The sequence below is a fragment of the Streptomyces sp. CC208A genome, from assembly GCF_030010625.1.
Lineage (GTDB): Bacteria > Actinomycetota > Actinomycetes > Streptomycetales > Streptomycetaceae > Streptomyces.
The window spans coordinates 65462-86422 of the sequence record NZ_JASCXN010000011.1 but is presented as its reverse complement, the minus strand read 5'-3'; the positions used below and the strand labels follow the sequence as shown (position 1 = coordinate 86422).

General features: G+C 68.6%; 29 protein-coding genes. 2 read left to right on the top strand and 27 right to left on the bottom strand.

Annotated elements, in window-relative coordinates; genetic code table 11:
- Window positions 1-69 precede the first annotated feature (69 nt).
- From QK442_RS14705 to rpsJ, 23 genes are all read right to left on the bottom strand, one after another.
- Window positions 70-717: an adenylate kinase gene (locus QK442_RS14705; protein ID WP_282694368.1), complete on the bottom strand. Its 648-nt coding sequence runs from the start codon at window positions 715-717 to the stop codon at window positions 70-72.
- Window positions 717-2036 (bottom strand): preprotein translocase subunit SecY, encoded by a 1320-nt coding sequence (secY, locus tag QK442_RS14700; RefSeq protein ID WP_282694367.1) that lies wholly within the window; start codon window positions 2034-2036, stop codon window positions 717-719. The genes QK442_RS14705 and secY overlap by 1 nt, the downstream gene beginning before the upstream one ends.
- Before the next feature lie 215 nt (window positions 2037-2251).
- Window positions 2252-2707: a 50S ribosomal protein L15 gene (gene rplO, locus QK442_RS14695; RefSeq protein WP_282694366.1), complete on the bottom strand. Its 456-nt coding sequence runs from the start codon at window positions 2705-2707 to the stop codon at window positions 2252-2254.
- 2 nt (window positions 2708-2709) lie between these two features.
- The gene (rpmD, locus tag QK442_RS14690; RefSeq protein WP_005313525.1) at window positions 2710-2892 is read right to left on the bottom strand and encodes a 50S ribosomal protein L30; all 183 of its coding nucleotides are present in this window, start codon (window positions 2890-2892) and stop codon (window positions 2710-2712) included.
- Complete coding sequence (gene rpsE / locus QK442_RS14685) at window positions 2892-3497, bottom strand: 30S ribosomal protein S5 (RefSeq protein WP_030201551.1); 606 nt, start codon at window positions 3495-3497, stop codon at window positions 2892-2894. Before rpsE ends, rpmD begins: the two co-directional genes overlap by 1 nt.
- Window positions 3498-3542: 45 nt before the next feature.
- Window positions 3543-3926, bottom strand: coding sequence for a 50S ribosomal protein L18 (rplR, locus tag QK442_RS14680; RefSeq protein WP_282694365.1), 384 nt, complete (start codon window positions 3924-3926; stop codon window positions 3543-3545).
- 3 nt (window positions 3927-3929) lie between these two features.
- Complete coding sequence (gene rplF / locus QK442_RS14675) at window positions 3930-4469, bottom strand: 50S ribosomal protein L6 (RefSeq protein WP_282694364.1); 540 nt, start codon at window positions 4467-4469, stop codon at window positions 3930-3932.
- Between the two features lie 21 nt (window positions 4470-4490).
- The gene (gene rpsH, locus QK442_RS14670) at window positions 4491-4889 is read right to left on the bottom strand and encodes a 30S ribosomal protein S8 (RefSeq protein WP_031012103.1); all 399 of its coding nucleotides are present in this window, start codon (window positions 4887-4889) and stop codon (window positions 4491-4493) included.
- A 223-nt stretch (window positions 4890-5112) separates the two neighbouring features.
- On the bottom strand, window positions 5113-5298 hold the full coding sequence (locus QK442_RS14665; protein WP_003956452.1) for a type Z 30S ribosomal protein S14: 186 nt from the start codon (window positions 5296-5298) through the stop codon (window positions 5113-5115).
- Window positions 5299-5303: 5 nt separating this feature from the next.
- Window positions 5304-5861, bottom strand: coding sequence for a 50S ribosomal protein L5 (rplE, locus tag QK442_RS14660; RefSeq protein ID WP_265864084.1), 558 nt, complete (start codon window positions 5859-5861; stop codon window positions 5304-5306).
- Complete coding sequence (gene rplX / locus QK442_RS14655; protein WP_282694363.1) at window positions 5858-6169, bottom strand: 50S ribosomal protein L24; 312 nt, start codon at window positions 6167-6169, stop codon at window positions 5858-5860. The genes rplE and rplX overlap by 4 nt, the downstream gene beginning before the upstream one ends.
- Before the next feature lie 2 nt (window positions 6170-6171).
- On the bottom strand, window positions 6172-6540 hold the full coding sequence (gene rplN, locus QK442_RS14650; protein ID WP_003956455.1) for a 50S ribosomal protein L14: 369 nt from the start codon (window positions 6538-6540) through the stop codon (window positions 6172-6174).
- A gap of 100 nt (window positions 6541-6640) precedes the next feature.
- Complete coding sequence (gene rpsQ, locus QK442_RS14645; RefSeq protein WP_282694362.1) at window positions 6641-6922, bottom strand: 30S ribosomal protein S17; 282 nt, start codon at window positions 6920-6922, stop codon at window positions 6641-6643.
- Window positions 6922-7146: a 50S ribosomal protein L29 gene (gene rpmC, locus QK442_RS14640; protein ID WP_030494258.1), complete on the bottom strand. Its 225-nt coding sequence runs from the start codon at window positions 7144-7146 to the stop codon at window positions 6922-6924. The genes rpsQ and rpmC overlap by 1 nt, the downstream gene beginning before the upstream one ends.
- On the bottom strand, window positions 7146-7565 hold the full coding sequence (gene rplP, locus QK442_RS14635; RefSeq protein WP_030494257.1) for a 50S ribosomal protein L16: 420 nt from the start codon (window positions 7563-7565) through the stop codon (window positions 7146-7148). Before rplP ends, rpmC begins: the two co-directional genes overlap by 1 nt.
- 5 nt (window positions 7566-7570) lie before the next feature.
- Window positions 7571-8401, bottom strand: coding sequence for a 30S ribosomal protein S3 (rpsC, locus tag QK442_RS14630; protein WP_030759375.1), 831 nt, complete (start codon window positions 8399-8401; stop codon window positions 7571-7573).
- Window positions 8401-8748, bottom strand: a complete 348-nt coding sequence (gene rplV, locus QK442_RS14625; protein WP_009327087.1) for a 50S ribosomal protein L22 — start codon at window positions 8746-8748, stop codon at window positions 8401-8403. Before rplV ends, rpsC begins: the two co-directional genes overlap by 1 nt.
- A 43-nt stretch (window positions 8749-8791) precedes the next feature.
- A complete protein-coding gene (gene rpsS / locus QK442_RS14620; RefSeq protein ID WP_282694361.1) occupies window positions 8792-9073 on the bottom strand; it encodes a 30S ribosomal protein S19 in 282 nt (93 codons plus the stop codon).
- Between the two features lie 12 nt (window positions 9074-9085).
- Window positions 9086-9922 carry a 50S ribosomal protein L2 gene (rplB, locus tag QK442_RS14615; RefSeq protein WP_282694360.1) on the bottom strand — a complete coding sequence of 279 codons (837 nt, stop codon included), beginning with the start codon at window positions 9920-9922 and terminating at the stop codon, window positions 9086-9088.
- Between the two features lie 39 nt (window positions 9923-9961).
- Window positions 9962-10279, bottom strand: coding sequence for a 50S ribosomal protein L23 (rplW, locus tag QK442_RS14610; RefSeq protein ID WP_282694359.1), 318 nt, complete (start codon window positions 10277-10279; stop codon window positions 9962-9964).
- A complete protein-coding gene (gene rplD / locus QK442_RS14605) occupies window positions 10279-10929 on the bottom strand; it encodes a 50S ribosomal protein L4 (protein WP_282694358.1) in 651 nt (216 codons plus the stop codon). Before rplD ends, rplW begins: the two co-directional genes overlap by 1 nt.
- A gap of 4 nt (window positions 10930-10933) precedes the next feature.
- Window positions 10934-11578, bottom strand: a complete 645-nt coding sequence (gene rplC, locus QK442_RS14600; protein WP_031012092.1) for a 50S ribosomal protein L3 — start codon at window positions 11576-11578, stop codon at window positions 10934-10936.
- A gap of 13 nt (window positions 11579-11591) precedes the next feature.
- A complete protein-coding gene (rpsJ, locus tag QK442_RS14595) occupies window positions 11592-11900 on the bottom strand; it encodes a 30S ribosomal protein S10 (protein WP_003948644.1) in 309 nt (102 codons plus the stop codon).
- 493 nt (window positions 11901-12393) lie between these two features.
- On the opposite strand from rpsJ, the gene QK442_RS14590 reads away from it, so the two are divergent.
- Window positions 12394-13272 (top strand): hypothetical protein, encoded by an 879-nt coding sequence (locus QK442_RS14590; protein WP_282694357.1) that lies wholly within the window; start codon window positions 12394-12396, stop codon window positions 13270-13272.
- Window positions 13273-13290: 18 nt separating this feature from the next.
- Here the strand turns inward: QK442_RS14590 and QK442_RS14585 are convergent, their stop codons facing one another.
- Both QK442_RS14585 and QK442_RS14580 read right to left on the bottom strand, forming a co-directional pair.
- Window positions 13291-14520: a DUF6596 domain-containing protein gene (locus QK442_RS14585; RefSeq protein WP_282694452.1), complete on the bottom strand. Its 1230-nt coding sequence runs from the start codon at window positions 14518-14520 to the stop codon at window positions 13291-13293.
- Window positions 14521-14813: 293 nt separating this feature from the next.
- Window positions 14814-15176 carry a YciI family protein gene (locus QK442_RS14580; RefSeq protein ID WP_282694356.1) on the bottom strand — a complete coding sequence of 121 codons (363 nt, stop codon included), beginning with the start codon at window positions 15174-15176 and terminating at the stop codon, window positions 14814-14816.
- Between the two features lie 189 nt (window positions 15177-15365).
- On the opposite strand from QK442_RS14580, the gene QK442_RS14575 reads away from it, so the two are divergent.
- Window positions 15366-17354, top strand: coding sequence for a PIG-L family deacetylase (locus QK442_RS14575; RefSeq protein WP_282694355.1), 1989 nt, complete (start codon window positions 15366-15368; stop codon window positions 17352-17354).
- 125 nt (window positions 17355-17479) lie between these two features.
- On the opposite strand, the gene tuf is transcribed toward QK442_RS14575, so the two are convergent.
- Window positions 17480-18673, bottom strand: coding sequence for an elongation factor Tu (tuf, locus tag QK442_RS14570; RefSeq protein WP_282694354.1), 1194 nt, complete (start codon window positions 18671-18673; stop codon window positions 17480-17482).
- Window positions 18674-18834: 161 nt separating this feature from the next.
- Window positions 18835-20961: an elongation factor G gene (gene fusA / locus QK442_RS14565; RefSeq protein ID WP_282694353.1), complete on the bottom strand. Its 2127-nt coding sequence runs from the start codon at window positions 20959-20961 to the stop codon at window positions 18835-18837.

The window sequence follows — 20961 nt, the reverse complement described above, 5'->3', positions numbered from 1 at the left end:
ACAACGAGAACAACGATACGGCCGCGGCGCCCGTGAGGGGCACCGCGGCCGTACCGCGTGAGTGCGGGGTTACTTCTTCAGCGCGTCCATCGCACGCGCCGTGACCTCGTCCACCTTGCCGAGCGCGGAGATCGTCACGACCAGGTTCTGCGCCCGGTAGTAGTCGATGATCGGCTCGGTCTGCGTGTGGTAGACCTCCAGGCGCCGGCGGACGGTCTCCTCGGAGTCGTCCTCGCGCTGGAAGAGCTCACCGCCGCAGACGTCGCACACGCCCTCTTCCTTCGGGGCGTTGTACGTCACGTGGAAGACGTGCGCGGAGTCGTTGCGGCAGATGCGACGACCCGCGATCCGCTTCACGACCTCGTCCTCGGGGACCTCCAGGTCCAGGACCGCGTCCAGCTGCATGTCGTCGGCCTTCAGGACGACATCCAGGGCCTCGGCCTGGGCCACGTTGCGCGGGAACCCGTCGAGCAGGAAGCCGTTGGCGGCGTCCGCCTGCTCCATACGGTCCTTGGCCATCCCGATGGTCACCTCGTCGGGGACGAGGTCACCGGCGTCCATGTAGGACTTCGCCTTGAGGCCCAGCTCCGTGCCCTGCGAGATGTTGGCACGGAACAGGTCGCCCGTGGAGATGTGCGGGATGTCCAGGTTCTTGGCGAGGAACGCGGCCTGCGTTCCCTTGCCGGCCCCGGGCGGTCCGACGAGGACGATTCGCATCAGCGGAGGAACCCTTCGTAATTGCGCTGCTGGAGCTGGCTCTCGATCTGCTTCACGGTCTCCAGCCCCACACCCACGATGATGAGGATGCTCGTCCCGCCGAACGGGAAGTTGGCATTGGCACCGCCGAAGCCTGCCAACGCCATCGTCGGCACAAGAGCGATCAGACCCAAGTACAGCGAGCCCGGCCAGGTGATCCGGTTGAGCACGTAGCTCAAGTACTCGGCAGTAGGTCGACCAGCCCGGATACCCGGGATGAAGCCACCATACTTCTTCATGTTGTCGGCGACTTCCTCGGGGTTGAACGAGATCGCCACGTAGAAGAAGGCGAAGAACACGATCAGGAGGAAGTAGGTGGCGATGTAATACGGGTGGTCACCCTTGACGAAGTGGGCTTCGATCCAGGTCTTCCAGCCGGCCGTGGAGTTCGAGAACTGCGCGATCAGGGCCGGGATGTAGAGCAGCGACGAGGCGAAGATGACAGGAATCACACCTGCCTGGTTCACCTTCAACGGGATGTAAGTGGACGTACCGCCGTACGACCTGCGGCCGATCATGCGCTTCGCGTACTGCACCGGGATGCGGCGCTGGGCCTGCTCGACGAAGACCACGAGGGCCACCATCACGAAGCCGATGAGGATGACGGTGCCGAACTCGATCCAGCCGTCGGCCAGGTTGCCGCTCTCCTTGATGGCCCAGAGGGCGCCCGGGAAGCCGGCGGCGATCGAGATGAACATGAGGATCGACATGCCGTTGCCGATGCCGCGGTCGGTGATGAGCTCGCCGAGCCACATCACGACGGCGGTGCCCGCGGTCATGGTGATGACCATGGTGGTGATGGTGAAGATCGACGGGTCCGGGACCACCTGGTTGGCCACGCTGCAGCCGCTGAAGAGCGCGCCGCTCTTGGCGGTGGCGACCAGACCGGTGCCCTGCAGGACCGCGAGCGCGATCGTCAGGTAACGGGTGTACTGGGTGATCTTCGCGGTGCCGCTCTGGCCCTCCTTCTTGAGGGCTTCCAGTCGCGGGATCACGACGGTGAGCAGCTGCAGGATGATGCTCGCCGTGATGTACGGCATGATGCCGAGCGCGAAGATGGTGATCTGCAGCAGTGCGCCGCCACTGAACATGTTCACCAGGCCGAACAGGCTGTTGTTGCCCTGGCTCGCCTGGTCCACGCACATCTGGACGGCCTCGTAGCTGACGCCTGGAACGGGGATGTGAGCCCCCAGGCGGTACAGCACGATGATGCCCAGCGTGAAGAGCAGCTTCTTGCGCAGGTCGGGCGTCTTGAACGCCCGGGCGAAGCCGGTGAGCACGGTGCCTCCTGCGACCCCCGCGCTATGCGTCAGAGGTGACGGTCTTGAGATTCGATAAGGACTGATTGGATCGGTCTCGACCCTGCGGTCCATACCGCATGAGTCTGGACGGTGCACGCCACCTTACCGGCGACCATGCCCCCCTAGGAACGACCAACCGGGGATGCCCCTTTTGGGAGGCATCCCCGGTCGGATGTTCAGGCCATCGAGTCGTCTCAGACGAGCTCGGTGACGGTGCCGCCGGCGGCGGCGATCTTCTCCTTGGCGGAGCCGGAGACGGCGTCGACCGTCACCTGCAGCGCCACGGAGATCTCGCCCTGGCCCAGGACCTTGACGAGCTGGTTCTTGCGCACCGCGCCCTTGGCGACCAGGTCGGCCACCGTGACCTCGCCACCCTGCGGGTAGAGCGCGGCCAGCTTGTCCAGGTTCACGACCTGGTACTCGGTGCGGAACGGGTTCTTGAAGCCCTTCAGCTTCGGGAGGCGCATGTGGAGCGGCATCTGGCCACCCTCGAAGCGCTCCGGAACCTGGTAGCGGGCCTTCGTGCCCTTGGTACCACGACCGGCCGTCTTACCCTTCGACGCCTCACCACGACCCACACGGGTCTTGGCGGTCTTGGCGCCCGGGGCGGGACGGAGGTTGTGGATCTTGAGCGGGTTGTTCTCCGCCATGATCAGTCGACCTCCTCAACCGTCACGAGGTGGCGGACGGTGTGCACCATGCCGCGGAACTCGGGGCGGTCCTCCTTGACGACCACGTCGTTCAGGCGCTTGAGCCCGAGCGAACGCAGGGTGTCGCGGTGGTTCTGCTTGCTGCCGATGTACGACTTCGTCTGCGTGATCTTGAGGCGAGCCATTACGCACCCGCCCCAGCACGCGCACGGAGCAGAGCCGCGGGGGCGACGTCCTCGAGCGGCAGACCGCGGCGGGCCGCGATCTCCTCGGGACGCTGCAGGCCCTTCAGGGCCTCCACGGTCGCGTGCACGATGTTGATCGCGTTGTCGGAGCCGAGCGACTTCGACAGGATGTCGTGAACGCCGGCGCACTCCAGGACGGCGCGCACCGGGCCACCGGCGATAACACCGGTACCGGGGGAAGCAGGCTTGAGCAGGACGACGCCCGCGGCCTTCTCACCCTGGATCGGGTGCGGGATGGTGCCCTGGATACGGGGGACCTTGAAGAAGTGCTTCTTGGCCTCCTCCACACCCTTGGCGATGGCGGCCGGCACCTCCTTGGCCTTGCCGTAACCGACACCCACGGTGCCGTCACCGTCGCCCACCACGACCAGCGCGGTGAAGCTGAAGCGACGTCCACCCTTGACAACCTTGGCGACGCGGTTGATCGCGACTACGCGCTCAACGTACGCGGTCTTCTCGGCGGCGGCAGCGCCACCGTCGCGGCCCTTCCGGTCCCGCCGCTCGCCGCCACCGGCACCGCTGCCGCGGCGCTGGGGTCCAGCCATTGGAATACCTCTCTCTGTTACGTCCGTTAGTCCCGGAACCGGGGCTTAGAACTTCAGCCCGGCTTCGCGGGCGGCGTCAGCCAGAGCGGCAATGCGCCCGGCGTACCTGTTGCCACCACGGTCGAACACGACGGCCTCGACACCGGCGGCCTTGGCGCGCTCGGCGACCAGGGCGCCGACCTGCTTGGCCTGCGCGGACTTGTCGCCCTCGCCACCGCGGATCGAAGCGTCCAGGTGGGACGCCGACGCCAGGGTGTGGCCCTTGAGGTCGTCGATGACCTGCGCGGTGATGCCGCGGTTGGAGCGCGTCACGACGAGGCGCGGACGCTCCGCCGTACCCGACACGTTCTTGCGGATGCGCAGGTGACGACGCGCCTTCGCGGCGCGCTTGTAAGCGTCGCCCTTGGCGATCTTGACACCGTATGCCATGGCTTACTTACCAGCCTTTCCGACCTTGCGGCGGATGACTTCGCCCTCGTACTTGACGCCCTTGGCCTTGTACGGGTCGGGCTTCCGCAGCTTGCGGATGTTCGCGGCGACCTCGCCGACCTTCTGCTTGTCGATGCCCTCGACCGAGAACTTGGTCGGCGACTCGACCTTGAAGGAGATGCCCTCGGGCGCCTCCACCACGATCGGGTGGCTGTAGCCGAGCTGGAACTCCAGGTTGGAGCCCTTCGCGGCGACGCGGTAACCGACACCGCTGATCTCGAGCTTCTTCACGTAACCCGTGGTCACGCCGGTGATCATGTTGGCCACCAGCGTGCGGGACAGGCCGTGGAGGGCCTTGTTCTGACGCTCATCGTTCGGACGGGTGACGTTGAGAACGCCCTCCTCGCCCTTGGCGATCTCGATCGGCGCGGCGACGGTGTGGGTCAGGGTGCCCTTGGAACCCTTGACCGTGACCGTGCGGCCCTCGATGGTGACGTCCACGCCGGCGGGAACCGTGATGGGGAGCTTGCCGATACGCGACATTGGCTTTTCCTCCGTTCCCGACTACCAGACGTAGGCGAGGACTTCCCCACCCACGCCCTTCTTCTGAGCCTGCTGGCCGGTCAGGAGACCGTGGGACGTGGAGATGATCGCCACGCCCAGGCCGCCGAGGACCTTCGGCAGGTTGGTGGACTTCGCGTAAACCCGGAGGCCCGGCTTCGAGATCCGCTTGATGCCCGCGATGGAGCGCTCACGGTTCGGACCGAACTTGAGGTCGATGACGAGGTTCTTGCCGACCTCGGCGTCCTCGACCTTCCAGCCCGTGATGAAGCCCTCCTGCTGGAGGATTTCCGCGATGTGCGACTTGATCTTGCTGTGCGGCATCGTCACGGTGTCGTGGTACGCCGAGTTCGCGTTACGCAGACGCGTGAGCATGTCTGCGATCGGATCAGTCATGGTCATGAATTGGCCTTCGGCCTCTCTCGCCGGGGTTTCCTGGTGCACCATCCCTCTCCCCGATCCGAGACGGGGCGGGTGCGGTGCGGTGGACCTACGGCGTAGTAAGTCGTACGGGCGGCGGACGCCCAACCCTTCAAGCCTACGGCATGTCGGGTTGGGCCTCCGCCGGCCCAATGCCTACCGAGAGACTCCGGTCATTCACCAACGCCCAGAGGGCGCCGGGGAATTACCAGGAGCTCTTGGTCACGCCCGGCAGCTCGCCACGGTGAGCCATCTCACGGAGGCACACGCGGCAGAGGCCGAACTTGCGGTACACGGAGTGGGGGCGACCGCAGCGCTGGCAGCGGGTGTACGCGCGCACACCGAACTTGGGCTTACGGGCAGCCTTCGCGATGAGAGCCTTCTTCGCCATCTCGCTTACGCCTCCTTGAACGGGAAGCCGAGGTGACGCAGAAGGGCACGGCCCTCGTCGTCGTTGGTCGCCGTGGTCACCACGGTGATGTCCATACCCCGGACACGGTCGATCTTGTCCTGGTCGATCTCGTGGAACATGACCTGCTCCGTGAGACCGAAGGTGTAGTTGCCACGGCCGTCGAACTGCTTCGGGGAGAGGCCGCGGAAGTCGCGGATGCGCGGCAGCGCGAGCGACAGGGTGCGGTCCAGGAACTCCCACATGCGGTCGCCACGGAGCGTGACGTGGGCACCGATCGGCTGGCCCTCGCGCAGCTTGAACTGCGCGATGGACTTGCGGGCCTTGGTGACGGCCGGCTTCTGACCGGTGATCGTGGTGAGGTCGCGGATGGCGCCCTCGATCAGCTTCGAGTCACGGGCGGCGTCGCCGACACCCATGTTGACCACGATCTTCACGAGGCCGGGGATCTGCATGACGTTCTCGTACTTGAACTCGTCACGCAGCTTGCCCGCGATCTCCTCGCGGTACTTCGTCTTGAGACGCGGAGTGGTGGTAGCCATCAGATGTCCTCACCCGTCCGCTTGGCAACGCGGATCTTGTTGCCCTCGTCGTCGAAGCGGTAACCGACACGCGTGACGACCTTCTTGCCGTCCTTCTCCACGACCAGCTGGACGTTGGAGACGTGGACCGGGGCCTCGGTGGTCACGATGCCGCCGGCCTGGTTCGGGCCGGCCTTGGTGTGCTTCTTGACCCGGTTGACACCCTCGACGAGGACGCGGGACTCGGCGGGGTAGGCCGCGATGACCTTGCCCTGCTTGCCCTTGTCCTTGCCGGTGATGACCTGGACCAGGTCGCCCTTCTTGATCTTCATGCTTACAGCACCTCCGGCGCGAGCGAGATGATCTTCATGAACTTCTTCTCGCGCAGCTCACGGCCGACGGGGCCGAAGATACGGGTGCCGCGAGGGTCGCCGTCGTTCTTCAGAATGACGGCGGCGTTCTCGTCGAAGCGGATGTACGAGCCGTCCTGACGGCGACGCTCCTTGACGGTGCGAACGATGACCGCCTTGACGACGTCACCCTTCTTCACGTTGCCACCGGGGATCGCGTCCTTGACGGTGGCGACGATGACGTCACCGATGCCCGCGTAGCGGCGACCCGAACCACCGAGAACACGGATGCAAAGGATCTCCTTGGCACCAGTGTTGTCGGCGACGCGAAGTCGCGACTCCTGCTGGATCACGTCTATCTCCTGATTGTCTGCCGGTTCCCGGCAGGGGTTGATCGCTCAACCCCTGCCGAGCCTGGCGGAACGAACCCGAGGGGAAAGCCCCTCGGATGAATTACTTGGCCTTCTCGAGGATCTCGACGACGCGCCAGTGCTTCGTCGCCGACAGCTTCCGGGTCTCCATCAGGAGGACGCGGTCGCCGACGCCGGCGGCGTTCTGCTCGTCGTGAGCCTTGAGCTTGTTCGTACGGCGGATGACCTTGCCGTACAGCGCGTGCTTGACGCGGTCCTCGACGGCGACGACGACGGTCTTGTCCATCTTGTCGCTGACGACCAGGCCCTCGCGGACCTTGCGGGCGTTGCGCTCGGTCTTCTCAGTCACGTTGTTCTCGCTCATCAGGCGTTCTCCACCGTCTCAATGCCGAGCTCACGCTCACGCATGAGGGTGTAGATCCGGGCGATGTCCTTACGGACCGCCCGCAGACGGCCGTGGTTCTCGAGCTGGCCCGTCGCCGCCTGGAAGCGGAGGTTGAACAGCTCTTCCTTGGCCTCGCGGAGCTTGGCCACAAGCTCCTCGTTGCCCAGCTCGCGCAGCTCGGACGCCTTGGTACCGGCCGACATCACAGCTCACCTGCCTCGCGCTTAACGATCTTGCACTTCATCGGCAGCTTGTGGGCCGCACGAGTCAGAGCCTCACGCGCGATCTTCTCGTTCGGGTAGGACAGCTCGAACATCACCCGACCGGGCTTGACGTTCGCGATCCACCACTCCGGGGAACCCTTACCGGAACCCATGCGGGTCTCGGCAGGCTTCTTCGTGAGCGGACGGTCCGGGTAGATGTTGATCCAGACCTTGCCGCCACGCTTGATGTGGCGGGTCATCGCGATACGCGCGGCCTCGATCTGGCGGTTGGTCACGTAGGCCGGGGTGAGGGCCTGAATGCCGTACTCGCCGAACGCAACCTGCGTGCCACCCTTGGACATGCCGTTGCGCTTGGGGTGGTGCTGCTTGCGGTGCTTGACCCTACGGGGGATCAGCATGACGGTCAGGCCTCCGTTCCGGTGCTCTCGGCAGCCGGAGCGGCGGCGGCCTCGGCCTTGGGGGCCTCGGCAGCGGGAGCCTGCTGCGGCTTGCGACCGCGACCGCCACGCTCGCCACCGCGGCCACCACGGCCGGCCGGGCGGTCAGCACCGCCACGGGCCGGACGGTTGCCGGCGCGGGCGGCGGCGTTCTCGGCGCGGACCTCGGCGATGTTCTTGACGTCGCCCTTGTAGATCCAGACCTTCACGCCGATGCGGCCGAAGGTCGTCTTGGCCTCGAAGAAGCCGTACTCGACGTTCGCGCGGAGCGTGTGCAGCGGCACACGGCCCTCGCGGTAGAACTCCGAGCGGGACATCTCGGCGCCGCCGAGACGGCCACCACACTGGATCTTGATGCCCTTGGCGCCGGCCTTCATGGCGGACTGCATGCTCTTGCGCATGGCCCGACGGAAGGAGACGCGGGAGGACAGCTGCTCGGCCACGGCCTGGGCCACGAGCTGAGCGTCGACCTCGGGGTTCTTGACCTCGAGGATGTTCAGCTGGACCTGCTTGCCGGTCAGCTTCTCCAGCTGGCCGCGGATCTTGTCGGCCTCGGCGCCACGGCGACCGATGACAATGCCCGGGCGAGCGGTGTGGATGTCCACGCGGACACGGTCACGGGTGCGCTCGATCTCGACCTTGGAGATGCCGGCGCGCTCCATGCCGGACGTCAGCATCCGACGGATGGCGACGTCTTCCTTGACGTAGTCCTTGTACAGCTTGTCGGCGTACCACCGGGACTTGAAGTCCGTGGTGATGCCGAGCCGGAACCCGTGCGGGTTTACCTTCTGGCCCATTACCGGGTTCCTTCCTTGCTGCTGACGACCACGGTGATGTGGCTGGTCCGCTTGCGGATCCGGTAGGCACGGCCCTGGGCGCGCGGACGGAACCGCTTCAGGGTCGGGCCCTCGTCGACGTACGCCTCGCTGATGAACAGCGAAGAGGCGTCCGTGTGGTCGTAGTTGTGCGCGGCGTTGGCAATGGCGCTGTCGAGCACCTTGCCGACCGGCACGGAAGCGGCCTGCGGAGCGAATCGCAGGACCGCCTGGGCCTCCGTGGCGTCCATGCCACGGATGAGGTCCACCACGCGGCGGGCCTTCATGGGCGTGACGCGGATGTACCGCGCCTGGGCCCTGGCTTCCATGGTTGTCCCTTCAGTTACTTACGTGTCTGAATGCGATCCGCTGTTAGCGGCGCTTCGACTTCCGGTCTTCCTTGACGTGACCCCGGAAGGTGCGCGTCGGCGAGAACTCGCCGAGCTTGTGGCCGACCATCGACTCGGTGACGAACACCGGGACGTGGGTCTTGCCGTTGTGCACCGCGATCGTGTGGCCGAGCATGGCCGGGACGATCATCGAGCGACGGGACCAGGTCTTGATGACGTTCTTGGTGCCGGCTTCGTTCTGGGCGTCCACCTTCTTGATGAGGTGGTCGTCGACGAAGGGCCCCTTCTTGAGACTGCGCGGCATCTAAACCCGCTCCTAGCGCTTCTTGTTCGTCTTGCGGCGGCGGACGATGTACTTGTTCGAAGCCTTCTTCGGCGAACGAGTACGACCCTCCTTCTGACCCCACGGGGAGACCGGGTGGCGACCACCGGAGGTCTTGCCCTCACCACCACCGTGCGGGTGGTCAACCGGGTTCATCGCCACACCGCGGACGGTCGGGCGGACGCCCAGCCAGCGCTTGCGGCCGGCCTTGCCCCAGTTGATGTTCGACTGCTCGGCGTTGCCGACCTCGCCGATGGTGGCGCGGCAGCGGGCGTCGACCAGACGGATCTCGCCGGAAGGCATGCGGAGGTGGGCCATGGTGCCCTCCTTCGCGAGCAGCTGCACGGAGGCACCTGCGGAGCGGGCGAACTTGGCGCCACCGCCGGGACGGAGCTCGATCGCGTGGATCGTGGTACCGACCGGGATGTTGCGGAGGGCCAGGTTGTTGCCGGGCTTGATGTCGGCCGTGGGGCCGTTCTCCACCCGGTCGCCCTGCGAGAGACCACGCGGGGCGATGATGTAGCGCTTCTCGCCGTCCGCGTAGTGGAGCAGCGCGATGCGCGCGGTGCGGTTGGGGTCGTACTCGATGTGAGCGACCTTGGCCGGCACGCCGTCCTTGTCGTGACGACGGAAGTCGATCACGCGGTAGGCGCGCTTGTGGCCACCGCCCTGGTGACGGACGGTCACACGACCGGTGTTGTTACGGCCACCCTTGCTGTGCAGCGGGCGGACCAGCGACTTCTCCGGCGTGGACCGCGTGATCTCGACGAAGTCGGCGACGGAGGCGCCACGGCGGCCCGGCGTCGTCGGCTTGTACTTGCGGATACCCATTTCTCAGTCCTCGTCCGATATCGGACGACTCGACCGCCCTTAGGCGGTCGGGCCGCCGAAGATGTCGATTCGGTTGCCCTCAGCAAGGGTCACGATGGCGCGCTTGGTGTTGGCACGCTTGCCGAAACCGGTGCGGGTGCGCTTGCGCTTGCCCTGGCGGTTGATCGTGTTGACCCCGGCGACCTTGACCGAGAAGACCGCCTCGACGGCCTGCTTGATCTGGGTCTTGTTGGCGGTGGGCGCGACGATGAACGTGTACTTGTTCTCGTCGAGCAGCGCGTAGCTCTTCTCGGAGACAACCGGCTTGACGAGGATGTCGCGCGGGTCCGTGAAGGTCTTGCTGGTGATCTCGGCCATCAGGCTTCGTTCCCCTCGTTGTCAGCGGCCTTGGGGCCAGACACGAAGGACTCGAACGCGGCCTGGGTGAAGACCACGTCGTCAGAGCGCATCACGTCGTACGTGTTCAGCTGGCCCGGCTCCAGGATGTGCACCTGGGGCAGGTTGCGGGCGGACAGCCACGCGGCCTCGTCGGCGCGCTCGGCGACCAGGAGCAGGTTCTTGCGCTCCGAGATCTTGCCGAACAGCGTCTTGGCGGCCTTGGTGGAGACCTCACCCTCGACCACACCGGTGACGACGTGGATGCGGGAGTGGTTCGCCCGGTCGGAGAGGGCACCGCGGAGGGCGGCGGCCTTCATCTTCTTCGGGGTCCGCTGCGAGTAGTCACGCGGCACGGGACCGTGCACGACGCCACCACCGGCGAACTGCGGGGCGCGGGTCGAACCCTGACGGGCGCGGCCGGTGCCCTTCTGGCGGTAGGGCTTCTTGCCACCACCACGGACCTCGCCACGCGTCTTGGTCTTGTGCGTGCCCTGACGGGCAGCGGCCAGCTGCGCGACGACGACCTGGTGGATCAGCGGGACGCTGACCTTGGCGTCGAAGATCTCGGCCGGGAGCTCGATGGTCCCCGCCTTGTCGCCCGCGGGCGACAGAATGTCAATGGTGCTCATATCCTCAGGCCCCCTTGGCCGCGGTGCGGACCAGGACGAGGCCGCCGTTCGGACCAGGAACCGCGCCCTTGATGAGCAGCAGGCCCTTCTCCGCGTCAACGGCGTGAACGGTCAGGTTCTGGGTGGTCACGCGCTCGTTGCCCATGCGGCCGGCCATGCGCATGCCCTTGAAGACACGGCCCGGGGTGGCGCAGCCACCGATCGAACCGGGCTTGCGGTGCACGCGGTGGGCACCGTGGGAGGCCTTGCCACCACGGAAGTTGTGGCGCTTCATGGCACCGGCGAAGCCCTTGCCCTTGCTCTTGCCGGTCACGTCGACCTTGATGCCCGCCTCGAAGACCTCGGCGGTGATCTCCTGGCCGAGGGTGTACTCGCTGGCGTCAGCGGTACGGATCTCGACGAGGTGACGGCGCGGGGTGACGTCGGCCTTGGCGAAGTGGCCCTTGAGGGGCTTGTTCACCTTGCGCGGGTCGATCTCGCCGAAGGCGATCTGGACCGACTCGTAGCCGTCGACGTCGTTCGTACGCACCTGGGTCACGACATTCGGGCCGGCCTTGACGACGGTCACCGGGACGACCCGGTTGTTCTCGTCCCAGACCTGCGTCATGCCGAGCTTCTCGCCCAGGATGCCCTTGATGTTCTTAGCCATCTCGCGCGTCACCTCAGAGCTTGATCTCGATGTCGACGCCAGCCGGGAGGTCGAGGCGCATGAGCGAGTCAACCGTCTTCGGCGTGGGGTCGAGGATGTCGATGAGGCGCTTGTGCGTGCGCATCTCGAAGTGCTCGCGCGAGTCCTTGTACTTGTGCGGCGACTTGATGACGCAGTACACGTTCTTCTCAGTGGGCAGCGGCACCGGGCCCGCGACCGACGCACCAGTGCGGGTCACCGTCTCGACGATCTTCTTCGCCGAGGAGTCGATGACCTCGTGGTCGTAGGCCTTGAGCCGGATGCGGATCTTCTGTCCCGCCATGGCTACTTCGTAGTCCTGTCTCTTCGTAACGCTCCGGAACCCGGAAGGTTCGCGTCTTCCTCCGACCCACGCGGTCGGGCGTGTCGCACTCCCTCTACGAAGAACTCCCGAAGGATTTCCCAACCAAGGGGGTGCGGGCCCGAGGACCGCGGAGCGGGGGTGGACACCCGCCGGGTGCCTGGCCGGTACCCCGCTGACGCTTCCCGGAAGATTCCCGTACGTCCGCTCCTGACAAGGAGCGACGAGTACTGTGGGACTCGCTTCCGGTCCCCCCGGCGGGAGGCGCGCAGCATCGGCACTCAACCGAGCAACCCCGCTAGTCTGCCATACGGCCCCTGGGGGCCGCCAATCGGGGGCGAAGACTGTACCCCACGTCACGTAGGGGTACACGCCGGGGGCGCGCGAGGTCCCGGACGCGCCGGCTTCACCCTCCAGGGTGGTCATATCCGGAAGGCATATTCCGAACCGCGTCGGCGGCCCTACGTTGCCGCCCATGGTCACTTCCTCCCACGAAGCGTCCCACCGGATCTTCCAGGACCGCCCGGAGCTCCTCTCCCCCGTCTTCCGGGTGCTCGGACTCCGTCTGCCGCCGAAGGCCGCCGTCGAGGTGCTGACGCCGGACGCGACGGAGCTGCGGCCCCTGGAACGCCGGGTGGACAGCGTGCTGCGGATCAGCCCCTCCGAGGGGCCGGGCTTCCTGCTCGCCATCGAGGCGCAGGGACGCCGGGATCCGGACAAGGCGTCGAGCTGGACGTATTACCTCGCCTACCTGAGCGCCAAGTACGGCATGCCCGCCCTGCTGCTCGTCGTCTGCCAGGACCGGTCCACCGCCCGCTGGGCGGCGGGGCCCTTCCTCACCGGCATCGACGGCTGGACGGCGCTGCGCACGCACCCCCTCGTCCTCGGGCCCGACAACGTGCCCGTCATCACCGACCCCGAGGAGGCCGGGCGGAACCTCGCCATGGCGGCCTTCTCCGCCATGACCCATGGCCGCGACCAGGACGCCTCCGCGATACTGGAGGCACTGGCACAGGCCCTGTCGACGGCCGAGTCCGACTCGGTCGCGTACTACTCGGAACTGCTGGAGATCGGCCTGGGCGACACCCCGGCCAGGAACATCTGGAGGCACCTGATGCGGCACGTGGGCAGCTTCTTCCCCGGGCGGGGCACGCTCGTCGAGGAGACCTTCCTGGAGGGCCAGGCCAAGGGCAAAGCCGAGGCCGTGCTCCGCTTCCTGCGGGCGCGCGGGATCGACGTCCCCGAGGCCGTCGCCGAGCGGGTCACCGCCGTGACCGACCCCGACGAGCTCGACCGCCTCCTCGACCGCGCGGTCACGGCCACCTCCGCCGAGGAGCTGTTCGACGCCGAGTAGCCGGTAGCCGGTACGGGCTCAGCCCAGCCCCCGGGCCCGCTCCGTGAGGTGGCGGCGCTCCGGGGCGCTGGACGTGCGGCGGGCGGCCTCGCGGTACGACTCCGCCGCCGCTGCCCGGTCGCCGGTGAGCTCCAGGAGGTGACCGCGGGTCGCCAGGAGGCGGTGGTGGCGGGCCAGGCGCTTGTCGGCGGCCAGGGTGTCGAGGAGGGCGAGGCCCGCCTCCGGGCCGTGGACCATGGCGACGGCCACCGCGCGGTTGAGGGTGACCATCGGGTTGGGTCCTGTCCGCTCCAGGAGCTCGTACAGGGCGAGGATCTGCGGCCAGTCGGTCGCCTCCGCCGACTCCGCCTCGTCGTGCACCGCCGCGATCGCCGCCTGGATCTGGTACGGGCCGACCCGGCCGCGCGGGAGGGTGCGGCTGATCAGGGCGACGCCCTCCGCGACCAGCCGCGCGTCCCAGCGGGAACGGTCCTGCTCCGCCAGCGGCACCAGTTCGCCGTGCGGGCCCGTGCGGGCGGGGCGGCGGGCGTCGGTGAGGAGCATCAGGGCCAGCAGGCCGGCGGTCTCGGGGTCGTCCGGCACCAGCCGGTGCAGCAGCCGGGCCAGCCGGATCGCCTCCGCCGACAGCTCCGGGGCGGTCAGCTCCTCGCCGCCGCTCGCCGTATAACCCTCGTTGAAGATCAGGTACAGCACGTGCCGGACCTCGGAGAGCCGCGCCGTACGGTCCTCCCCCTCGGGCAGCGCGAGCGTGTCCCCGGCCGCCCGGACGGTCTGCTTGGCGCGGCTGATCCTCTGCGCCGTCGTCGCCTCCGGCACCAGGAACGCGGCGGCGATCTGCGCGGTGGTGAGACCGCCGACCGCGCGCAGGGTGAGCGCGATCCGGCTCGGCGGCGACAGGTCCCGGTGGCAGCAGAGGAAGAGCAGCGCGAGCGAGTCGTCCGCCGCGCCCTCCCCCGCCTCGTCTGCGGCGGGCGCGAGCAGCTCCGCCGCCGGGGTGGCGAGCGCGACCGCGTCCTCGCGCCGCCGGCGCGCGGCCTCGCTGCGCACCTGGTCCACGTACTTGCGCTGGGCCACCGTCAGCAGCCAGCTCCCCGGCCGCTCGGGCACCCCCTGCTCCGGCCACTGCCGGGCCGCCGCGATCAGCGCCTCCTGCACGGCGTCCTCGCACCCGTAGAAGTCCCCGTGCCGCCGCACCAGCGCCCCGAGCACCCGAGGCGCACTGTCCCGCAGCAACTCCTCGACGCCCACCGGGTCTTCACCGTCCGAGCCCGCACCAGCCGGGGCCACCCCGGTCGCCCCGTCCGGCGAACCCGCGCCGGTCAGGTCCCCGTCGGTCGGCCTCACGCCCGCCGGACCCGCACCGGTCGGCCCCACGCCGGCCAAGCCCTCGCTGATCGGGCCCGCGCCGGCCGGTCTTCCGTCGACCGAACCCGCGCCGGCCAGGTCCCCGCCCGCCGACCCCATGCCGGCCGGACCCGCACCGGGTGGGCCCGGCCGGTGCCGGTCCGCCCCGGCCGGGTCCGGCCCCGTCGCTCCCCCGGTCACACGTCCGCCGCGGACTCGTGCAGGATCGGCCACAGTTCGACCGGGTCCACGTCGGCGAAGGGCATGTCGGCGGCGATCTGCTGGGCGCGTTCCAGGGAGTCGCAGTCCAGGAGGTAGAAGCTCGCCAGGTACTCCTTCGTCTCCAGGTAGGGGCCGTCGGTGACAGCGGGGGCGCCGGACTCGCGGCGGATCAGCTGGGCGGCGGCCGCGTCGGCCAGGCCGTAGGCGCCGAGGAGTTCGCCGGTCTCGCGGTACTTGCGGTTGAAGGCCTCCTGGCGGGCGATCGCGTCGGGCCACGCCTCGGCCGGGAAGGAGTCCCACTTGGCCTGGTTGCCGTAGATCATCGCGACGTACTTCATCTCGGGTGTCCTCCCCGTCCCGCGCGCCCCGTCGGCGCGCTGTCACCCTACGGTCGGAGCCGCGAGGGCGCTCTCTACATCCACCAGGAAGATCTTCGAAAAAAATCTTTTCGGCTTTTCGGTGGGCAACCCCCGCCCCCTCCCCACCCGTCTTGCCAGGGACCGATCCCGGGGGAAGGGCCATCCGCCGTGCACAGACCGTCCCGTCGCGCGCTCCTGGCCGCCGCGATCGCCGTGACCACCTCCCTGGCCGCCGGCTGCTCCGTACCGGCGCCGCGCCGGACCGGGCCCGCCGCCGATCCGGCGCCGGGCAGGCCGGTCGGCGGCGGGGAGCCGGGGCGGGCGCTGCTGCTCCAGGTCGTCGCGCATCCGGACGACGACCTGTACTTCATGAACCCGGACTCGCAGCGGCTGCTCGACGCCGGCGTACCGCTGGTCTCCGTCTACGTCACCGCCGGCGAGCACACCGGTGTCAACCGGGTCGACGGGATGCCGAAGACCGCGCCGGACCGGGCCGCGTACTCCTCCGCCCGCCGCCAGGGGCTCCGGCAGAGCTACGCGCAGGCGCTCGGGCTGCCGCTCTTCACGCCGTGGCGGCGCGGCGTGCTGGCGGTCGGCGGCGGACGGGCGGCCGAGCGGGCGGTCCTGGAGCACGGGGGGCGGCGGGTCGAGCTGGTCTTCCTCGACCTGCCGATGCACACCCCGCGCCGCTACACCGCCCTGACCGCGCTGTGGGAGGACCGCGGGGCCCTGGAGCTGCCCGCGCACCGCTCGGCGGGGTCGCCGGTCGCGCGCTCGGGGCCGTACGACCACGACGGTCTGGTGGAGACCCTCACCGGGCTGCTGCGCCGCTACCGGCCCACCGTCGTGCACACCCTCGACCCCGATCCGGACGCCCGGACCGGGCCCGGCGCGGGCCGGCCCCGGGACTCCGAGCAGCCGGGCTACTCGGACCACGAGGACCACACCGCGGCGGCCCGCTTCAGCTGGGCCGCGCTGGTGCGCTGGGTGGCGGAGGAGGTACGGGAAGGGGCGCCGGTCCCGGTCTTCACGGCGACCGCCTTCCGCGGCTACTACAACCGGCACTGGCCGAAGAACCTGCCGCCGCGGGTCCTGGCGGGGAAGGCCGCCCGGCTCGTGCCGTACGGCGGCGACCCGTCCTGGGAGTGCGGGAACCCTTCGGGATGCGGGGACTACGGGGTCGGCGGCGAGCGGCCGTTGACCAACCGCAAGGGGTGGGTCCGGTCCACTCATCACCGCTGGCCGGGGGCGGGCCCGCGGCTCGTCGAGGAGCCGGGCGGGCTGCTCGCCGCCTACGGCGTGCTGGGGCTGCGGGCCGTGCGGTGGCGGGAGACCTCCGCCGGGGTGTGGGGGCCGCCCGAGGACCTCGGCGGCGGGCCGCTGGCGCCCGCGCTGGGCTCCGCGGTGCTGCCGGACGGGCGGGTGCTGCTCCTCGGGATACGGTTCGCGGCCCTGGAGGGGCACGGCGGGCCGAACCGGCGGGAGGTGGTCCTCCTCGAACAGCGCGTTCCCGGCGGGCCGTTCCTGGCCTGGCGGGGGCTCGGCACCCCGGACACGGGTGCGGAGCGCAGCCGGCGGCTCGGCGCCCCGGTGGCGGTGACGGCACCGGACGGGCGGGTGCGGCTCCACGTACGGAACGCGGCGCGGGGGGTCGCCGAGCGGGTCCGGGAGCCGGACGGGTCCTGGGGGGCGTGGCGGGCGCTGCCGGGGGAGGCGGTGGTGCAGGACGGCCTCGCGGTCTCGCTGGACGCGGCGGGGCAGACGCATCTGTACGCGGCGGGGCGGGAGTCCGTACGGCACTGGGTGGACGGACGGGAGGCGCCAGGGGCGCTGCCGCTGTCGGGTTCGACGGTGGCGAGCGCGGGCGGCGGGCTGTACTTCCGGCCGCCGGCCTCGGCGCGGCTGCTCGGGCCCGACGGCGCCGACGCGGGCCTGGACGGCTTCGGGGAGGTGCGGGCGGCGCGCTCCGGCGCGCTGGGCACGGTGCTCCTCGGACTCGATGTCGCGGGGCGGCCGTGCGTACGGGCCGGAGGGCGGCTGCGTACCCGGACGGGGGGTCCCGCCGCGGTGGGGGCGCCCGCGCTCCACGTGGGCGCCCGCGGGGTGACGGTGGTGGGGCTCGGGCCGGACGGGCGGCCCTGGTCCTGGCGGCCCTGACCGGCTCGTACCGGACGCGGCCCTGACCGGCTCGTACCGGACAAGCGAGAAGGCCCCGCACCTCTCGGTGCGGGGCCTTCCCTCACTGCTCAGCGGCTCCTGGGAGCCACCAGGTCAGTTCAAGGTCACTTCGTGATCTTGACGACCTGGCCGGCGCCGACGGTCCGGCCACCCTCACGGATGGCGAACTTGAGGCCCTCCTCCATGGCGACCGGCTGGATCAGCTGGACGGACATGGAGGTGTTGTCGCCCGGCATGACCATCTCGGTGCCCTCGGGGAGGGTCACGACGCCGGTCACGTCCGTGGTACGGAAGTAGAACTGCGGGCGGTAGTTGTTGAAGAACGGGGTGTGACGGCCACCCTCGTCCTTCGACAGGATGTAGGCCTGGGCCTCGAACTCGGTGTGCGGCGTGACCGAACCGGGCTTGATGATGACCTGGCCGCGCTCGACGTCCTCGCGCTTGATGCCACGGAGGAGCAGACCGACGTTCTCACCGGCCTGGCCCTCGTCGAGCAGCTTGCGGAACATCTCGATGCCGGTGACCGTGGTGGTGGTCTTCTCGGTCTTGATGCCGATGATGTCGACGGTCTCGTTGACCTTGAGGACACCACGCTCGATACGACCGGTGACGACGGTGCCACGACCGGTGATCGTGAAGACGTCCTCGATCGGCATCAGGAACGGCTTGTCGACGTCGCGCTCGGGCTGCGGGATGGACTCGTCCACGGCCTTCATGAGGCCGAGGAGCTTCTCGCCCCACTCCTTGTCGCCCTCGAGGGCCTTGAGCGCGGAGACGCGGACGACCGGCAGGTCGTCGCCCGGGAACTCGTACTCGGAGAGGAGCTCACGGACCTCGAGCTCGACGAGCTCCAGGATCTCCTCGTCGTCCACCATGTCGGCCTTGTTCAGGGCGACGACGATGTACGGAACGCCGACCTGGCGGGCCAGGAGCACGTGCTCCTTGGTCTGCGGCATCGGGCCGTCGGTGGCGGCGACCACGAGGATGGCGCCGTCCATCTGCGCGGCACCCGTGATCATGTTCTTGATGTAGTCCGCGTGACCGGGGCAGTCGACGTGGGCGTAGTGACGCGACTCGGTCTGGTACTCGACGTGCGCGATGGAGATGGTGATACCGCGCTGGCGCTCCTCGGGAGCCTTGTCGATCTGGTCGAAGGCCGAGGCCTCGTTCAGGTCCGGGTACGCGTCGTGCAGCACCTTGGTAATGGCGGCCGTGAGGGTCGTCTTACCGTGGTCGATGTGACCGATGGTGCCGATGTTGACGTGCGGCTTAGTCCGCTCGAACTTCGCCTTCGCCACTGGGGTCCTCCTGTGGAGTGGTTCTGAACGCCTTGCTTCATCGGCGCCAGGTGATCTTTGCTGGGGTGCCGCCCGGCAGGGGGTATCCCTCTCGGGACGGCCCCCCACCGGTCGGTGTCAAGCCTAAGGTGTGTGAACGCGGTGCGTTGAACGCGGTTGCGTTACTCGCCCTTGGCCTTCGCGATGATCTCCTCGGCGACGTTCCGCGGAACCTCGGCGTAGGAGTCGAACTGCATGGAGTAGCTGGCGCGGCCGGACGTCTTGCTGCGCAGGTCGCCGACGTAGCCGAACATCTCCGAGAGGGGCACGAGGCCCTTCACGACGCGGGCACCGGCCCGCTCCTCCATGGCCTGGATCTGGCCACGGCGGGAGTTGATGTCGCCGATGACCTCACCCATGTAGTCCTCGGGCGTGGTGACCTCGACGGCCATCATCGGCTCAAGGAGCACAGGGCTGGCCTTGCGCGCGGCCTCCTTGAAGGCCTGCGAACCGGCGATCTTGAAGGCGAGCTCGGAGGAGTCGACCTCGTGGTAGGCACCGTCGTGCAGGATGACGCGGACGCCGGTCATCTCGTAGCCGGCGAGGATGCCGAACTGCATGGCCTCCTGCGCACCCGCGTCCACCGAGGGGATGTACTCCTTGGGGATGCGGCCACCGGTGACCTTGTTCACGAACTCGTACGAGGTCTCGCCGCCCTCGATCGGCTCGATGCCGATCTGGACCTTGGCGAACTGACCCGTACCACCGGTCTGCTTCTTGTGCGTGAAGTCGACGCGCTCGACGGCCTTGCGGATCGTCTCGCGGTACGCCACCTGCGGCTTGCCGACGTTGGCCTCGACCTTGAACTCGCGACGCATGCGGTCGACGAGGATGTCGAGGTGGAGCTCGCCCATGCCACCGATGATGGTCTGGCCGGTCTCCTCGTCCGAGTGGACCTGGAAGGAGGGGTCCTCCTCCGCGAGACGCTGGATGGCGACACCCAGCTTCTCCTGGTCACCCTTGGACTTGGGCTCGATCGCGACCTGGATGACCGGCGCCGGGAAGTCCATGGACTCCAGGATGACCGGGTTCTTCTCGTCGCACAGCGTCTCACCGGTGGTGGTCTGCTTCAGGCCCATGACGGCGACGATGTCGCCGGCGCCCACCGAGTCGATCTCCTCACGCTTGTTGGCGTGCATGCGGTAGATCTTGCCGATGCGCTCCTTCTTGCCCTTGACGGAGTTCAGCACCGCGGTGCCGGCGTCCAGGCGACCGGAGTAGATCCGGACGAAGGTGAGCTTGCCGAGGTGCGGGTCGCTCGCGATCTTGAACGCGAGGGCGGCCAGCGGCTCCTCGTCGGACGGCTTGCGCCGGATGACGACCTCGGCGTCCTTGACGTCCTGGCCCTCGATGGCCTCGACGTCGAGCGGCGACGGCAGGTAGCGGACGACGGCGTCGAGCAGGGGCTGGACGCCCTTGTTCTTGAACGCGGTGCCACAGAACACCGGGGTGACCGTGGTGTCGCCGCCCTTGCCGGAGGCGATGGTGATGCGACGGATCGCGGTGTAGAGCTGCTCCTCGGTGGGCTCCTCGCCCTCGAGGAAGAGCTCCATGAGCTCCTCGTCGTTCTCCGCGACGGCCTCGACGAGCTTGGCGCGCCATTCCTCGGCGAGCTCCTGCTTGTCGGCCGGGATGTCGACGACGTCGTACATCTCGCCCTTGGTGGCCTCGGCGGACCAGACGAGGGCCTTCATGCGGACCAGGTCGATGACGCCCTGGAAGTCGGCCTCGGCACCGATCGGGAGCTGCATGACGATCGGGGTCGCGCCGAGGCGGCTCACGATCATGTCGACACAGCGGAAGAAGTCGGCACCGGTGCGGTCGAGCTTGTTGACGAAGCAGATGCGCGGAACGCCGTAGCGGTCCGCCTGACGCCAGACGGTCTCGGACTGGGGCTCGACACCGGCCACACCGTCGAACACGGTCACGGCACCGTCGAGCACGCGCAGCGAGCGCTCCACCTCGACGGTGAAGTCGACGTGACCCGGCGTGTCGATGATGTTGATCGTGTGGTCAACGTTCTCGAGCGGCCAGTGGCAGGTCGTCGCGGCGGACGTGATCGTGATGCCGCGCTCCTGCTCCTGCTCCATCCAGTCCATCGTGGCAGCGCCGTCGTGGACCTCACCGATCTTGTACGAGACACCGGTGTAGAACAGGATCCGCTCGGTGGTGGTCGTCTTGCCCGCGTCGATGTGGGCCATGATGCCGATGTTGCGCACCTTGGCCAGGTCAAGCGAAGTGGTAGCCAT

What these genes read in the sequence shown, in the direction of transcription:
- QK442_RS14705 (WP_282694368.1), bottom strand. Translation starts at nt 717, where the DNA reads ATGCGAATCGTCCTCGTCGGACCGCCCGGGGCCGGCAAGGGAACGCAG.
- rplO (WP_282694366.1), bottom strand. Translation starts at nt 2,707, where the DNA reads ATGGCGGAGAACAACCCGCTCAAGATCCACAACCTCCGTCCCGCCCCG.
- rpmD (WP_005313525.1), bottom strand. Translation starts at nt 2,892, where the DNA reads ATGGCTCGCCTCAAGATCACGCAGACGAAGTCGTACATCGGCAGCAAG.
- rpsE (WP_030201551.1), bottom strand. Translation starts at nt 3,497, where the DNA reads ATGGCTGGACCCCAGCGCCGCGGCAGCGGTGCCGGTGGCGGCGAGCGG.
- rplR (WP_282694365.1), bottom strand. Translation starts at nt 3,926, where the DNA reads ATGGCATACGGTGTCAAGATCGCCAAGGGCGACGCTTACAAGCGCGCC.
- rplF (WP_282694364.1), bottom strand. Translation starts at nt 4,469, where the DNA reads ATGTCGCGTATCGGCAAGCTCCCCATCACGGTTCCCGCCGGCGTGGAC.
- rpsH (WP_031012103.1), bottom strand. Translation starts at nt 4,889, where the DNA reads ATGACCATGACTGATCCGATCGCAGACATGCTCACGCGTCTGCGTAAC.
- QK442_RS14665 (WP_003956452.1), bottom strand. Translation starts at nt 5,298, where the DNA reads ATGGCGAAGAAGGCTCTCATCGCGAAGGCTGCCCGTAAGCCCAAGTTC.
- rplX (WP_282694363.1), bottom strand. Translation starts at nt 6,169, where the DNA reads ATGAAGATCAAGAAGGGCGACCTGGTCCAGGTCATCACCGGCAAGGAC.
- rpsQ (WP_282694362.1), bottom strand. Translation starts at nt 6,922, where the DNA reads ATGAGCGAGAACAACGTGACTGAGAAGACCGAGCGCAACGCCCGCAAG.
- rpmC (WP_030494258.1), bottom strand. Translation starts at nt 7,146, where the DNA reads ATGTCGGCCGGTACCAAGGCGTCCGAGCTGCGCGAGCTGGGCAACGAG.
- rplP (WP_030494257.1), bottom strand. Translation starts at nt 7,565, where the DNA reads ATGCTGATCCCCCGTAGGGTCAAGCACCGCAAGCAGCACCACCCCAAG.
- rpsC (WP_030759375.1), bottom strand. Translation starts at nt 8,401, where the DNA reads ATGGGCCAGAAGGTAAACCCGCACGGGTTCCGGCTCGGCATCACCACG.
- rplV (WP_009327087.1), bottom strand. Translation starts at nt 8,748, where the DNA reads ATGGAAGCCAGGGCCCAGGCGCGGTACATCCGCGTCACGCCCATGAAG.
- rpsS (WP_282694361.1), bottom strand. Translation starts at nt 9,073, where the DNA reads ATGCCGCGCAGTCTCAAGAAGGGGCCCTTCGTCGACGACCACCTCATC.
- rplB (WP_282694360.1), bottom strand. Translation starts at nt 9,922, where the DNA reads ATGGGTATCCGCAAGTACAAGCCGACGACGCCGGGCCGCCGTGGCGCC.
- rplW (WP_282694359.1), bottom strand. Translation starts at nt 10,279, where the DNA reads ATGGCCGAGATCACCAGCAAGACCTTCACGGACCCGCGCGACATCCTC.
- rplD (WP_282694358.1), bottom strand. Translation starts at nt 10,929, where the DNA reads ATGAGCACCATTGACATTCTGTCGCCCGCGGGCGACAAGGCGGGGACC.
- rplC (WP_031012092.1), bottom strand. Translation starts at nt 11,578, where the DNA reads ATGGCTAAGAACATCAAGGGCATCCTGGGCGAGAAGCTCGGCATGACG.
- rpsJ (WP_003948644.1), bottom strand. Translation starts at nt 11,900, where the DNA reads ATGGCGGGACAGAAGATCCGCATCCGGCTCAAGGCCTACGACCACGAG.
- QK442_RS14590 (WP_282694357.1), top strand. Translation starts at nt 12,394, where the DNA reads ATGGTCACTTCCTCCCACGAAGCGTCCCACCGGATCTTCCAGGACCGC.
- QK442_RS14580 (WP_282694356.1), bottom strand. Translation starts at nt 15,176, where the DNA reads ATGAAGTACGTCGCGATGATCTACGGCAACCAGGCCAAGTGGGACTCC.
- fusA (WP_282694353.1), bottom strand. Translation starts at nt 20,961, where the DNA reads ATGGCTACCACTTCGCTTGACCTGGCCAAGGTGCGCAACATCGGCATC.